The 14,561-nt window shown below is 46.7% G+C and carries 10 protein-coding genes; all 10 read right to left on the reverse strand.

Annotated features, from left to right (window positions below; genetic code table 11):
- Positions 1-308 precede the first annotated feature (308 nt).
- The 10 genes from Selli1_RS15015 to Selli1_RS15060 all read right to left on the reverse strand — a co-directional run bounded on the left by Selli1_RS15015 (position 309) and on the right by Selli1_RS15060 (position 14,269).
- A complete protein-coding gene (locus Selli1_RS15015) occupies positions 309-1,946 on the reverse strand; it encodes a Na/Pi cotransporter family protein (RefSeq protein WP_087167210.1) in 1,638 nt (545 codons plus the stop codon).
- Positions 1,947-2,077: 131 nt separating this feature from the next.
- The gene (locus Selli1_RS15020) at positions 2,078-2,995 is read right to left on the reverse strand and encodes a DMT family transporter (protein WP_281873782.1); all 918 of its coding nucleotides are present in this window, start codon (positions 2,993-2,995) and stop codon (positions 2,078-2,080) included.
- A gap of 9 nt (positions 2,996-3,004) precedes the next feature.
- The gene (locus tag Selli1_RS15025; protein ID WP_087167208.1) at positions 3,005-4,000 is read right to left on the reverse strand and encodes a LacI family DNA-binding transcriptional regulator; all 996 of its coding nucleotides are present in this window, start codon (positions 3,998-4,000) and stop codon (positions 3,005-3,007) included.
- Positions 4,001-4,100: 100 nt separating this feature from the next.
- Positions 4,101-5,120, reverse strand: a complete 1,020-nt coding sequence (locus Selli1_RS15030; protein ID WP_204863762.1) for a M20/M25/M40 family metallo-hydrolase — start codon at positions 5,118-5,120, stop codon at positions 4,101-4,103.
- Positions 5,121-5,142: 22 nt separating this feature from the next.
- Positions 5,143-5,787, reverse strand: coding sequence for a beta-phosphoglucomutase (gene pgmB / locus Selli1_RS15035; RefSeq protein ID WP_087252664.1), 645 nt, complete (start codon positions 5,785-5,787; stop codon positions 5,143-5,145).
- A gap of 14 nt (positions 5,788-5,801) precedes the next feature.
- The gene (locus Selli1_RS15040; protein WP_281844479.1) at positions 5,802-8,114 is read right to left on the reverse strand and encodes a glycoside hydrolase family 65 protein; all 2,313 of its coding nucleotides are present in this window, start codon (positions 8,112-8,114) and stop codon (positions 5,802-5,804) included.
- 18 nt (positions 8,115-8,132) lie between these two features.
- Positions 8,133-11,126, reverse strand: coding sequence for a glycoside hydrolase family 2 TIM barrel-domain containing protein (locus Selli1_RS15045; RefSeq protein WP_281844478.1), 2,994 nt, complete (start codon positions 11,124-11,126; stop codon positions 8,133-8,135).
- Positions 11,127-11,241: 115 nt separating this feature from the next.
- Complete coding sequence (locus tag Selli1_RS15050; RefSeq protein ID WP_138372529.1) at positions 11,242-12,063, reverse strand: carbohydrate ABC transporter permease; 822 nt, start codon at positions 12,061-12,063, stop codon at positions 11,242-11,244.
- A gap of 2 nt (positions 12,064-12,065) precedes the next feature.
- Positions 12,066-12,989: a carbohydrate ABC transporter permease gene (locus Selli1_RS15055; protein ID WP_138372530.1), complete on the reverse strand. Its 924-nt coding sequence runs from the start codon at positions 12,987-12,989 to the stop codon at positions 12,066-12,068.
- A 50-nt stretch (positions 12,990-13,039) separates the two neighbouring features.
- On the reverse strand, positions 13,040-14,269 hold the full coding sequence (locus Selli1_RS15060) for an ABC transporter substrate-binding protein (protein WP_191426345.1): 1,230 nt from the start codon (positions 14,267-14,269) through the stop codon (positions 13,040-13,042).
- Positions 14,270-14,561: the final 292 nt, after the last annotated feature.

Here is a 14,561-nt window from a genome sequence, read left to right on the forward strand (position 1 = left end):
TTTGGCAAAGACAAAAAAATAGAAAAAACACCATGAAAAAATGACAAAATAACAAGGCCGTAGTCCCGCATAAATACTGGGATTACGGCCATTTTTAATTCTCTTTATCTGCAAAAGTCAGGTTATACGCCCTGAAACTGTAAATGCCATAAAAACAATATGAAGAATTGATTAATTTTTTTCACAATATTTTTGCATTATCATAGAAAAGCGCCTGCACAAAACAATTTTGTGCAGGCGCTTCCCTGTTCCGGACAGTATGTCTGTCCTTTCTTTTCTTCTGTTCTTTTGCTTTCTTCTATCCGCTTCTACGCATTCTGCTGGGCGTATGCTTCCGCAATATTTCTCATATGATCCCCGATTCTTTCATAATCGATCAGAATCTCCGAATACAGTACTGCGCTTTCGATCTCGCATGCATGGCTGTGAATCCGTTCCACCTGCCGATTCCGGCACCGCTCCGTGATATCATCCACCGCGCGTTCGAAACTGACCGCATCCACCAAAAGCTGTGTCGGGTCGGTCTGCCCGGAAAGTTCCATACGTTCAAATGCTTTCCGGCACTGCTCCCTCATTTCTTTTAATTCTCCAATCGTCTCTTCTGAAAGCTTCAGCCCTTTTTTCTTGATGGAAGCAGCGTGCTCTGCAAAATTCATGGCATGGTCCCCCACCCGTTCTACATTTCCGACAATCTGGAAAATGCTGTTGAGCTTCTTTGTCTCCGCCGGACTGTGTTCGATTGCGAGAACTCTGGAGAGACGTCTGGAGATATTTATGTTATAGAGGTCGATCGTGTTTTCTGTCTCTTCCACCTCGGCAAACCGGCTGTCATCACCGGTAAGGATCATGTCAAATCCTTTCACCACGTTTTCTCTGGCAAGAGTATACATACTGCCGACATTTTCCATCAGGCTGTTGACCGCGATTGCGGAGGATCCCAGTACGTGCTGGGAACTCATGATTTCGTTCAGCCACTGCTCGTCATCCGGCTGAATGCGGGCCTCTTCCTTCTGGTCCGGAAGAATTTTCTCCGCCAGAGATGCAAGTCCATTTCCAAACGGCATCAGAATGATAGTTGTTACGACATTAAACAACGTATGCATGTTTGCGATCTGGGAAGCCGGATGCCCCGGTGTCCATCCCGCCACCACATCCGTAAGCGGTGTTACCAGACAAAGTGTGACAAAGATGATGGTTCCGATGACATTGAACATAAAATGGATCACGGTTGTCCTCTTTGCGTTCCGGTTCATTCCGACCGAAGCAATAAGGGATGTGATACAGGTCCCGATATTCTGTCCGAACAGAACGAAAACCGCACTGTGAATGTCGATCAGGCCGCTTAAAGCAAGTGCCTGAAGAATTCCGACCGATGCGGACGAGGACTGGATCACCGCCGTGAAAACAGCACCCGCGAGGATTCCGATCAGCGGGTTGGAAAAACTTGTCAGCGCATTGACAAACATTTCCGAATCTCTCATCGGAACCATGGCATCACTCATCATGCCAAGTCCGATGAACAGTACGCCGAGCCCCGCGATGATGCTTCCGACATTCTGCACGTTTCTCTTCTTTGAAAACATGCCGATTGCGATTCCGGCAAAAGCAAACAGCGGAGCAATCGTCCCGATGTCCAGCGCGACAAGCTGTCCGGTGATCGTGGTGCCGATATTGGCTCCCATGATAATCCATACAGCCTGTCTGAGAGTCATCAGCCCTGAATTTACAAACCCGACCACCATGACGGTCGTTGCTGATGAAGACTGGATCACCGCCGTGATGACAGCTCCGACAAGTACTCCAAGTATCCGGTTGGAAGTCAGCTTTTCCAGGATTCCTTTCAATCGGTCACCTGCCACTGCCTCCAGATTGCTGCTCATCATCTGCATTCCGCACAGAAAGAGCCCAAGCCCTCCGAGCAGCATAAACACATATTCCGGTTTCATTTGTGATGTTCCTCCTGATATTCTTTCTCCTTGTGCGTTCTGTTAAGCTGCACTGATTTTTATTGTATCGGAAAGAAATCAGGAGTGTCAATAGTTTTTGAGTTTTATGTTAAATCTTTGTAAAATTCATGTTAAGCAGCCTTTTTCTTCTCCGGCAGCTGTGCCAGTATGATGGCGATAAACATGAGAACACATCCGAGAATTTCTCTGGATGTCAGACTTTCTCCTAGAACAACCATTCCTGCCAGAACGGAGATGACGGATTCCAGGCTCAGGATCAGGGACGCGATCGTCGGGTTCATGCCCTTCTGTCCGATGATCTGGAGCGTATATCCAACTCCGCTTGAAAGTGCTCCTGCGTAGAGGATCGGAAGCCATGCTGCCAGGATATTGCCGAAATCCGGATTTTCAAACAGGACCATTCCGATTCCGCTGACAATTGCCGCCACAAAAAACTGGATGCATGACATTTTCACACCATCCACCAGCCCGGTAAAATGGTCAATCACAAGAATATGGATGGAAAATGCCAGCGCACATAAAAATACCATCGTATCTCCGTATCCTATGGAGAATCCTTCCGTGATGCAGAGGAAATAAAGCCCTGCCAGAGCAAATACAACTCCGATCCAGACATTCAGTCCGCACCGTTTCTTAAAGAAGAGTCCGATAATCGGTACCATGATAATGTAAAAGGTAGTGATAAATCCTGCCTTTCCTACTGTTGTATGCAAAATTCCGATCTGTTGAAGGCTGCTGGCTACCCCGAGGGCTGCTCCGCAGCAGATACCGCCGATCAGCAGTGTTTTCTGATATGCCTTTTTCTTTGTCTCATCCTGGCAGATCTTCTTTTCTTCCAGATTCGGATTTACTTTATTTAAAAACGCAATGCAAGGGATCAGCATTATCCCCGCGATCAGGGACCGGACACAGGTATAAGTGAACGGGCCGACATAGTCCATCCCCACACTCTGCGCCACAAATGCCGTCCCCCAGATAAATGCTGTCAAAAGCAGCAGCAGCGAATTTCTTACTTTATGTGTTTTCATATACTGTTTTTAGTCCTTTCTCCTACTTACGCTTTCTCTGATAATCAGTTTTGCAGGAACGGAAACATGCATGCTGATCTCTCTGTTTGTATTGATCCGTTCGGAAAGGAGACCTACCGCCGTTTCCGCCATGAAATCCACCGGTACATGAACAGTGGTCAGAGGCGGAACGAGATATTTGGTCATGGAAATGTCGTTGAATCCGACTACGCTGATATCATCCGGCACTTTCAAACCGGCTTCCTGAACCGCTTTGTAGCATCCGATCGCCAGAGAATCGTTTGCACAGAAAATCGCCGTCGGACGGTCCTTTACCGACAATACTTCCTTCCCCATCCGATAGCCCTGTTTTGGCGTAAATCCTCCGATTTTGACATATTCTTCGCGTAACAGATTTTTCTCCTTTAAATAGGAAGCAAAGATCGGCATCCGCATATCCATAATCTCTTTTCCGTCAGAATCGATATCTCTGCCGCCGATAAACGCAATCTTCTCATGTCCGGCATCCACAAGATAGTCCATGACTTTTGTGACAGAATATTTCAGATTGACTACGATGGAATCAAACAGCTCTGCATCTCCCACCGCATCAATAAATACAGCCGGTCTGCCAAACATCCGGATTTTCTCCACCATGCTTTTGCTGAATGTGCCAATACAGATAATTCCGTCCAATTTTGCCACATCCTCCACTGCATCCTCTGATGTAATCGTCACTTTCTTAAATCCTTCTTTGTCAAGTTTCTTCTCCACCGCGATCCGTATGGAAAGATAATAGGTATCCTCCAGTTCTTCTTCCGGTGAATAAGTACAAAGAAGCCCCAGTTTCAGTTTTCTCTTTTTCCTCTTTTTATCCTTGATCTGATATTCCAGCCTGTCCGCTGCTTCAAACACTCTCCGCTTTGTTTCGTCCTGCACATTCAAGGTATCATCAAAATTCAGGACACGCGAGACGGTTGTGACTGAAACCCCTGCAATTTCAGCAATTTCTTTGATCGTAGCCATGATACTCCAATCCCCCTGTATAAACTCTAGTCTATTCTAACACATCTGTTTTTCGGCCGCAACCGCCGTGTTTTCGCATGTCCTCTCGCATTTGTATTTTTTATTCCGCCTGATATGCGGTTAAAAACCGGGCAATCAGCTCAATACAGTTCTCCACATCATTCTCATCCGCCACTTCGCACGGCATATGCATATACCGAAGCGGAATGGATACAAGAACAACCGGAACCCCTTCATTTGAAAAATGAATCTTGTCCGCATCTGTATAACTGAGTCTGCTCGCCGCTTCTCTCTGAACAGGAATTCCTGCTTCTTTGGCACAGTCTTCCAGCTTTTGGTTCCATTCTTTTACAACAATCGGGCTGTTGCAGAGAACCGGTCCCTTTCCAAGTTCCACAGTTCCCATCTCAGCCGGATTCATGCCGATACAGTCGCTTGTGTAAGTCACATCTACGACAATAGCAAGTGTCGGACGGATTCTTGTGCTGCACCAGTAAGCTCCGGTCTTTGTCGTCTCTTCCCCTGTCGTGGAAGCCGCATAAACACCGGCCTTGCAGCCTCTTTCCCTGGCACGCTTCAATGCTTCCATAATAATGTAGACACCGATTCTGTCATCCAGAGCCCTTGCTGATATTCTTCCGTTTGCCAGTTTCCGGATATGGGTATCCAAAACGATCGGATCTCCCAGGTCTACATACTTCAATGCATCTTCCCGGTCTTTAGCGCCGATATCAATCACGAAGTCTTTTGTGCTCAGATCGCTTTTTTTCAAAAGATCCCGGTACGCCTCTACCACACCGTAAACATCGCCCTTTTGGGAATGTACAATCACCTGCTGTCCCGGATATGTATGAGTCACGATTCCGCCTCTGTCAATCACCTGAAGTGTCCCCTCTTCCGTGATATTGGAGATCATCAGACCGATCTCATCCGCATGGGCGGACAGCATGATCCGTACAGGATGTTCCGGATTTATCACACAGACAAGATTGTGCATCTCATCCTCCCGGATTTCATCCGTGTACTCCTTCATTTCCATTTTGACCGCCTCCTGCACCGGTTCTTCATACCCGGATACAGAAATGCTTTTTAGAAGCCTGTTTAAAAATTCCTCATTCATTTTCTTTCACTCTTTCTGTCTTTTAGGATTCCTGCACCACCTGAAGCAGATCCGCAAATGTGCTCAGATTGTGCTCTGCCATTCCACATTTTACCGCATCTCCGATCGCCGCGCAATCCATTCCGCCGGCTTTGGCTGCTTCCACTCCCGCCTTCGCATCTTCTACAACAAGGCAGACTTCCGGCTCTTTTCCGATAAACTGTGCTGCTTTTACAAACACTTCCGGATCCGGCTTGGATTTTGTGATGTTGTTTCCGTCAGAAACGGCATCAAAATATTCGCCAAGTCCCAGCTGTCCCAGGATGAATCCTGCATTTTTGCTGGAAGAACCGATCGCAAGCAGCAGCCCTTTTTCGCGGAGCGCATCCAGTGTGGATTTTACTTCTTCGGAAAGATCCGCCGGACTCATGTTCTTTAAGAGCTCTTTGTAGATCTCGTTTTTCTTTTCTGTCCATGATACCTTTTCTTCCCGGCTCATTTCTTTGTCGTATTTTTCCAGAATGATCTCGAAGCTTTCCATCCGGCTGACTCCGCGCAGTCTGTGGTTGATCGTCTCGTTAAATGGGATTTTCAGTTCATCCGCAATTGCTTTCCATGCCTGGTAATGGTATGTATCTGTAGAACAGATCACACCATCCAGGTCGAAAATTACCGCCTGATATTTCATTAATATTTCCTCCACTATACTTCTTCTGTAGTTCCGTTGATTTTCACCTGTACCGGATTTCCTTCCAGCCTCTTCACTGCTGCATTGTTTTCTCCATCCGTATGGATTTCCAGCCATGCATTGTCATAATGAAGCCGGAAGGAAAGGGAACTCCACTCTTTCGGCATGTTCGGTTTCACGCTTAAAATGCCATCCTTATCGATGGATACTCCTGCAAATCCGAAGACGATTGTCTGCCATACGCCGCCGGCATTTGCCGCATGAATTCCTTCTCTCGTATTCTTCTGCAGGTTCAGAAGATCGATGAATGCCGCACGTTTCAGATACCGGTATGCCCTGGAATCATCTCCCACTTTCAGTCCCATTACAGAATAGATACTCGGGCTTAAGGAAGATCCGTGCAGAGTACGTTTCTCATAGTAATCGTAGTTTTCCTTCATCAGTTCCGGTTCAAACTCTTCACCAAGCAGATGCAGAAGCAGTACGACATCCGGCTGTTTCAGAATCTGTGTCTCCTGTTTTTTGCAGGTATTAAGAATTGCCGGACGGATCGGCCAGTCATTTTCATCGTACTGGTCAATGACAACGTCTTTTAACTGGAAGTAGCCTTCAAACTGTTCCAGAAGGTTGGTGCCTTCTTTTCTTGGAAGATAGATCTTGCTCTGTACTTCTTCCCAGAATGTAAGCTCTTCGTCTTTGAGTCCGGTCTTTTCTACGAGTGCAGCGTACGCTTCCGGTTTTTCTTCTTTCATCTTCTGGATCAGCGCCATTACATAGCGGAGGTTCCATCTTGCGAAATAGTTGGTATACAGGTTGTTGTTTACCGGTTCATGCCATTCATCCGGTCCGGTTACCTGATTGATCTCATACCGGTCTTTTTCGGCAATGTATTCGCAGCGGCTTGCCCAGAATCTTGCGGTCTCTGTGAGGATTTCTGCTCCTCTTCCATAGAGGAAGTCCATATCTTTTGTGATCCGTACATAATCATAGATTCCGTAAGCCACATCCGCTGTCACATGGTGCTCATAGACAGCCACATAGCAGCGGTAGCAGGTTCCGTCCGGCTCGATCGTCCAGTCCGGGCACTGCTCAGTTCCGTCGTCTGCGGATTCCCACGGATACTGCGCGCCTTTATAGCCATTTTTCTTTGCGTTGTCTCTTGCCGCGTCCAGAAGGTGATAGCGGTAGTTTTCCATGTTCTGTGCCATCTGCGGGAATACGTAGGAGAAAAACGGAAGCATGAAAAGTTCGATATCCCAGAATGCATGTCCACCGTACTCTTCCCCGGTCAGAAGTTTTGCTCCGACGCTGACTCTGTCATCCGTCTCATTTCCGGTACTCATCAGGTGGAAGATATTAAACCGTACTGCACGGTTCAGTTCCGGGTCGCCTTCAAAGCGTACATCCGCCTCTTCCCACATGTTGTCGTACACTTTGCTGTGTTTTTCCAGCTCCGCTTCAAATCCGTCTTCACTGAAACGGTCCACTTCTTCTTTGATGGTCGTATGGAGCGCATAGGTCGGGCACTCTCTTTCTGTATACATGGAAACATATTTCACAAGACGGATTGTCTCTCCTTCTGCTGCTGTAAAATCTCCAAATTCCACAGCCTGCTCACCGAACGCATTGAACATCCGGTTTCTCATGATCTTCTCTTCTCCGCGGTACGCTTCCAGCACGCATCCGCATCCCACATGGAGATGACGGTCTCTCGTTGCGGATTCCATGTAAACACCGTGCTCGCCCAGCTTTTCATTTGCTGTCAGATACATGTGTTTTACTTTGAAACGAGGCGCATCATAGAAGTTGATGATCGTTCCGTCTATGATATTTTCCACTTCGATGATTCCTTCATAGTTCACCGGTGTCACAAAAAGCTCGATCGCCATTCTGTGTACATTGTTCCGGCTCACAAACCTGCGTCCTTCAATCTTAGTGATGCGTCCTTTTCTGTCTTTGAGCACATACTGCTTGGAAAGAACGGCATGCTTCATGTCCAGTACTCTGGAGAATTCCATGATCTCGCAGTTTTCGATGCCGATCAGCTCTTTTTCCACATAAAGGCGGATTCCAAGCCAGTTCGGCAGTGCTGCCAGCTCTCTCATGAATGTTTCGGATTTATCAAACACTCCATTGACATACAGATACGGAAGCGTGATCTTTGTTCCTTCTTCAAAACTTCCTCGAATGCCCAGATACCCGTTGGAGAGGGCAAACAGGCTTTCGTTTTTCAGATTTTCCTGCGGATCATACTCGTCCTGGCAGATCAGCCACTCATCCGTGCTCATGTCATTTCTCAAGTTCTCTGAAAATCGGTCTCTGATCATTGTTTCTTTTCCCCTTTTCTAGTCCAGATATTGTTTTCCGGTTTCTTCCAGGATTTCATCCCGTCCGACAATTTCCAATGTAAATGTCATTGCAAAATCCTGTCTTTTTACCTTATATTCTTCCAGCTGTTCTTCGCCGCAGCTGTTGCTTCCAAGTCCGGAGTGACGGTAGTCCAGATGAATCACCACATCGCTGCTTCTTTCGATTTCGTGCGGATAGCGCGCTTTTTCCAGACTTTCATCCGTACAGTTGGAAAGGTTCATTCCTAGTCCGCCTTCCGTCCGGCAGAGCAGTGTCTTTGTTTCATCAGACAGCGCAAACCATTTCACCTGTTCTCTGTGTCCGTTTTCCTGCGGATACACATAACTGGTCTGCATTCCGTCTACGGTGCTTTCGTAAATTCCCATGGATGCTGCCGCATGGCTGTCCGGATAATTTTCCTGTGGTCCAAGGCCGTACCATGCTGTGTTCTGAAGACTTCCGTCCGCCTCCATGATCACGCCGATCCGAGGAAGGAATGCCGGCTCTTCTTTTCCATTCTGAACAGTCTTTCCTGTAAGCTGTACCTTCACCTGTCCGCCGGAATATACGGTGTACACATAAGAGCACTCAAATCCCCAGGACTGATTCAGGCATCCGAAATACTTGTCGATCGTCACAACAACTGCATTTTCTTTCTTTTCCCATGAGAAGTCTTCTGTCTGTTCGCTTCCCTTCTGGATAAAGTACTTATTCATCCAGTCGTCTTTCTTGTACATATCATTGTCGATCGTTGCCCGGTACAGGTTCATAACCGGTCCTTTTGTCAGGTATGTCTTTCCGTCTTTTTCCAATGCGGCCAGAGTTCCGAATACCGTATGGAATTTTGCTGTGATCCGGTCGTTTGCTACGGTAAGAATGCCGTTTTCTTCAGTAACTGTAAGCTCATTTCCTGCAGCTCTTGCCGCAAATTCATCCTGACGGATCTCAAGATCAAACTGTTTTGCCGCGATTTCATGGCCTGCCGGTGCATAGTTTGTATCGTATTTCTGGCATACCTTGATATGAAGGTAGTAGTCTTTATTCTTCCGGATCTCGAACGGTTTGACCGGAATGTCCACTGTTTCGGATTCATGAGGAAGCGCAGATAACGTACGGATTTCTCCTTCCTGTACTGCCTTTCCATTCTCCTCCAGTGCCCAGCAAAGTACTACATGATCCAGTGATAAGAAATCATAGTAGTTTTTCAGAAGGATCTGTGTCCGGCTGTCCGGTACCTTGTGAATCTCTACCGGAGCAATGACCTGCTTGTACTCCAGAAGGGCAGGTGACGGTGTCCGGTCCGGCATCAATACGCCGTCGATGCAGAAGTTGCTGTTGGTCGGAAAATCTCCAAAGCATCCGCCGTATTTATAATAGGAAGTTTCATTCTCTTCCACACGGATTCCGTGGTCATACCACTCCCAGATAAAGCCGCCCTGCAGCCTTTTGTATTTTCGGAACATATCCTGGTAGGCTTTCAGTCCTCCCGGTCCATTTCCCATTGCATGGCCGTACTCGCACATTACATGCGGTTTGTTCCCTTTCATCTCGGTTTCCGCAATTTCTTTGAGTCCCTTGAGTCTTGTATACATGGTGGAGTAAACATCTGTCACTTCCGCCTCAAAATCTCCTTCATAATGAATCAGTCTTGTGCTGTCCAGTTTTCTGATTTCTTCTGCCGCACTGCGGAAATTACATCCGAAACTGGATTCGTTGCCCATGGACCACATGATGATACAAGGATGGTTCCGGTCTCTTTTCACCATACGGACACTCCGGTCCACGTATGCTTCTCTCCAGCCCGGATCATCGGAAATCCATTTGTAGTTTCCTGTCCACTCAAATCCGTGGCATTCCAGATCCGCCTCATCGATCACATACAGTCCGTACTCATCGCACAGATCATAAAAATATTCGTTAGACGGATAGTGGGAGCAGCGTACGGCATTGATGTTGTACTGCTTCATCAGAAGAATATCTTCTTTCATTCTTTCATAGCTGACTGTCCGTCCTTCTTCCGGATCATAGTCGTGGTGGTTCGCTCCATTGAGAAGAATCACCTGTCCATTTACAAGGAACTGGTTATCCTTGATCTCTACACGTCGGAAACCCGGGCGGATTGAAACGGCATCTTCTCCTGCGGTCACCGTAAGATCGTAAAGTTCCGGCGTCTCCGCTGTCCACTTGTGCACGTTCGGAATCTGCGCTTCAATATGAGCCTTTCCGTCTTCTGTTTCGTAAGTTCCTTTGAGCACTTCCTCCTCATGGTAGGAAAGCACCCAGGATCCCTTACCGGACGGCTGTTTTAAGGTAATATCCATGGTAAAGATTCCTGTCTCCATGGCATCATCCAGTCCTGCGTCCACACGGCAGTCCAGAATCACCTGTTTCGGCTCGTTGATCAGTTCCACGTCGCGATAGATTCCGGAAAGCCACCACATATCCTGATCTTCCAGATAAGTTCCGTCTGACCACTTGTATACTCTGACTGTGATATCATTTTCTCCTTCTTTCACGCAGGAAGTGATATCAAACTCGGAAGGTAGCCGGCTTACTTTGCTGTATCCGACATGCTCTCCGTTCACCCAGACATCAAACGCACTGTCTACTCCGTGAAATTTCAGAATTGTATCATTTTTCAGCCATGCAGCATCCAGACAGATGCTTTTTTTGTAGATTCCCGTCGGATTTTCCGTAGGAACAAACGGCGGATTCACAGGGAACAAATATAAAACATCTGTATAGTGCATATGGTCGTACCCGCGAAGCTGCCATACAGAAGGGACGTCAATCGTATCCCAGCCTTCTGCCGCACCCGGTGTCTGGAATCCTTCCGGTGAAAGCTCCGGTGCGTCCAGATACAGGAAACGCCATTCCCCATTCAGGCTGATTTTTGTAAGAGAATCATCATAAAAAGCGGTTCTTGCCTCTCTTCTCCCCATGGATATCAGTTCCTGATTCTCCCATCTCTTTTTTCTTCTCTGTGTCATATGTCATACTCCTTTTGTCAGTTACTCGTTATGAAATACCAGTCAGGGCAGTCGGATAGAATATCCGGCTGTCGGCCGAAGCCTTCTATCAGGCTGCCCTTTTCTTATAAAAATGCTATTTGATGGAACCGCTTGTTCCTTCTACGATGTATTTCTGTGCAAAGATAAACACGAGAATCGGAGGGATAATCATGACTACCGTAATGCACAGCATTGGAATAATGGCCGTTGTATGTACGCCCTTGAAGGATGCAAGACCGAGCGCAAGTGTGTACTTCGTTCTGTCCTGCAGGAAAATCAATGGTCCAAGGTAGTCGTTCCATACGGTGAGCATGTTCAGAACTCCTACCATGATCAGACACGGTCTCAGGATCGGCATGAAAATCTTCCAGTAAATCTGGAATGAATTCGCGCCGTCAAGGCGTGCCGCTTCTTCATAGTCCTTTGGAATTCCCATGAGGAACTGCCTCATCAGGAAGATATTGTAGGCAGACCCGAACCAGGTCGGCACAATCAGCGGAAGCAGTGTGTTGATCCATCCGAACAGATTGAATTCCATGTACTGCGGGATCATGGTAACATCCCACGGAATCATCATGGTTGCAAGAAGAATCATAAAGAGAATATTTTTCCCTTTAAATTTGAATCTCGCAAATCCGTAGGCCACCAGTGAACTGGACAGCACGGTTCCAAGTGTCGTCATAACAGTGACGATTACAGAATTCAGAAAGTAAGTTCCGAACGGCTGTGAAGCCCATGCTTCGCTGTAGTTTTCAAAATGCCACTCTTTCGGGAAAAGGCTCGGCGGATACGCGATTGCCTCTCCTTCTGTCTTAAAGGTTGTGAGCAGCATGTATAAAAATGGTGCCAGGAAGTAAACGGCAACGATAGTCAGAAGGATGTAGAGAACAACCTTCGATTTTTTTGACATCTTCATACTTATTTACCTCCCCTTTTTTTCTTCTTGTTATCTGCTTTGACTTCAGATTCATAGAATACCCACGCGGAAGATGATTTGAATACCAGAGCGGTAAGCAGAAGGATAATGATGAACATTACCCATGCGTTGGCGCTGGCGTAGCCCATCTTGTGGTGTTTGAAGGCATTGTTGTATGTCATCAGTCCGTAGAAGTAGGTGGACTGAAGCGGTCCGCCTCCTGTCAGCAGCATAACGAGCGTTACCTGCTGGAAAGAACTGATAATGGACGTAATCAGGTTAAACAACAATGTCGGCGTGATGATCGGCAGTGTGATGCTGAAGAATTTTCTCGCCGGACCCGCTCCGTCGATGGAAGCAGCTTCATAAATCTCAGTGGAGATATTTTTCATATCCGTATAGAAAATCAGCATCATGGTTCCGACACCAAACGCACTTGCCAGAATAACGGCAAAAATCGCCCAGGCCGGGTCAACCAGCCAGTCCGGTCCCTCGATTCCGATCAGTGACAAAAGATAGTTTAAAACACCGTAGTCACTGTTCAGAATCCAGCTCCAGATAATGGAGATCGCAACGCTTGAGATTGCCGCCGGGATATAAAAGATCGCACGGTAAACCTTCACGCCGCGAAGAGGCTGCGTAATCAGCATCGCCAGGAACAGGGCAAGAATCAGGTTGAGCGGAACGAAGATTGCCGCGTAACGTAAACTGATTCCAAGTGATTTGAGCACCTGGTCATCCTGGGTAAACATTTCAATGTAATTTCCAAGGCCGACAAATACTTTCTCTCCTGTCAGCGGCCAGTCAAAGAAGCTCATGATCAATGACAGCAAAAGCGGTCCAAACGTAAATACGAGGAATCCGATGATCCATGGCAGGATAAAGAAATAAGGAGTCGCTGTTTTTAAAAATTTCTTTTTCTTCATATCGATCTCTCCTAAATATGGGAGGAGGCTGTCCTCCTCCCATTGGTTTCCTATTGAACTGCGCTCTCCAGTGCCTTATCTACAGGCTGAAGAGAGCTTGGATTGAAGATCTGTTCAAAAGAAAGCTGAAGATTCTCAGCCACTTCAGACCAGCTATCAATCAGGAAGCTTGCAGGTGTGTGTCCCTGGCTCTGTTCCAGCATGGTGTAGAATGGAGCATATTCTTCCTGTTCCATGATTCCTTCGGATTCTACGACCGTATTCAGAACCGGAAGCTCTGTACCGATACGTGCTTTGTTGCATTCTTCGTTTGTCCAGTATTTAATGAATTCCCATGCGGCGTCTTTGTGTTCGCTGTCTTTGGACATGGACAGACCGGAAGAACTCAGGATGCTGACAGAATCCTGTCCTGCATCTGCGAATGCCGGAATTGTTGTCACGCCGTAGTTTACACCGTCTTCATTAAGTGTATTGATTGCCCAGGAACCATATACATACATTGCTGTGCTGCCGGCACGGAATTCGTCTGTACCGTCACCTTCTGTTGAAGTTGCATATTCATCTTTTTCCATATCCTGGAACATCTGGAATACTTCCTGTGATTCTTCAGAGTTGATGTATCCGTCCATTTCTCCGTTTTCATCACAGTAAGATGTGCCATTGCTCCACAGATACATTTCAAAGTCATACGGGTCCGGTTTCATCTGGAAAGAGAATCCTTTTGCGTCTGTCTTCTCGGAGATTGTCTTTGCAGCTGCCTGCAGGTCATCCCATGTCCAGTCTGCTGTCGGATATTCCACACCTGCTTCATCAAAGATGTCTTTGTTGTAGAAGAGACAATGTGTTGTGAATCCAACCGGGATACCATATGTACTTCCTTCCATCATGTTGTAATCCCAGAGTGTGTCATAGAAGTTGGATTTGTACTCGTCGCCCTCTTCTGCGATGTAGTCGTCAAGCGGCTCCAGTCCATCGTAGTAAGCCGGGTAATTCCACATGTACATAACATCTGGTGTATCTCCGGATCCCATTCCGGCACTGATCTTGGTATCGAAATCACTTCCGTACGCTTCCAGTGTCACTTCGATATCATCGTGCTCCTCGTTGAACTTGTCCACAAGTTCCTGCTGTTTGTCAACGTCCTCCGCTACGTCCCATGTAGCAAAACGGATCTGAGTCTTTCCGCTGTCTGATCCGCCATCGCCGCTTCCGCCGCATCCTGCAAGAATTGCTGTCGTGGATAACGCCATGATACAAACTACCGCCAATTTTCTTTTCATTTTGTTTTCCTCCCTTTCGCTTTATTAGGTAAAATTAATATAGCATTTTACTTGGTAAAAGTAAACATTATTTTACTCCAGCACACGCATTTTCTCTATATTAACTATTTTTTACTTTTCTATTTTGTACATTTTGCACAAATTTAGTTCGTTTTTATATTAACAATTCACGCATTTCTGTAGTAAACATATTTCTATTTCACTAGTCAACAAAGTATGCTCATATTCCATGAGATTCCCGGTAAATTTTCCGGTCTCCGTTTACTTCTCCTTCCCACCCGGGTATAATAAT

Origin of the sequence: Sellimonas catena (assembly GCF_027924685.1) — a bacterium.
Classification (GTDB): Bacteria; Bacillota; Clostridia; order Lachnospirales; family Lachnospiraceae; genus Sellimonas; species Sellimonas catena.

Excerpts from the sequence above, each read along its gene's own strand:
- Selli1_RS15055 (WP_138372530.1), bottom strand. The coding sequence starts at position 12,989 with ATGAAGAAAAAGAAATTTTTAAAAACAGCGACTCCTTATTTCTTTATC.
- Selli1_RS15020 (WP_281873782.1), bottom strand. The coding sequence starts at position 2,995 with ATGAAAACACATAAAGTAAGAAATTCGCTGCTGCTGCTTTTGACAGCA.
- pgmB (WP_087252664.1), bottom strand. The coding sequence starts at position 5,787 with ATGAAATATCAGGCGGTAATTTTCGACCTGGATGGTGTGATCTGTTCT.
- Selli1_RS15045 (WP_281844478.1), bottom strand. The coding sequence starts at position 11,126 with ATGACACAGAGAAGAAAAAAGAGATGGGAGAATCAGGAACTGATATCC.
- Selli1_RS15050 (WP_138372529.1), bottom strand. The coding sequence starts at position 12,063 with ATGAAGATGTCAAAAAAATCGAAGGTTGTTCTCTACATCCTTCTGACT.
- Selli1_RS15015 (WP_087167210.1), bottom strand. The coding sequence starts at position 1,946 with ATGAAACCGGAATATGTGTTTATGCTGCTCGGAGGGCTTGGGCTCTTT.
- Selli1_RS15025 (WP_087167208.1), bottom strand. The coding sequence starts at position 4,000 with ATGGCTACGATCAAAGAAATTGCTGAAATTGCAGGGGTTTCAGTCACA.
- Selli1_RS15030 (WP_204863762.1), bottom strand. The coding sequence starts at position 5,120 with ATGAATGAGGAATTTTTAAACAGGCTTCTAAAAAGCATTTCTGTATCC.
- Selli1_RS15040 (WP_281844479.1), bottom strand. The coding sequence starts at position 8,114 with ATGATCAGAGACCGATTTTCAGAGAACTTGAGAAATGACATGAGCACG.
- Selli1_RS15060 (WP_191426345.1), bottom strand. The coding sequence starts at position 14,269 with ATGAAAAGAAAATTGGCGGTAGTTTGTATCATGGCGTTATCCACGACA.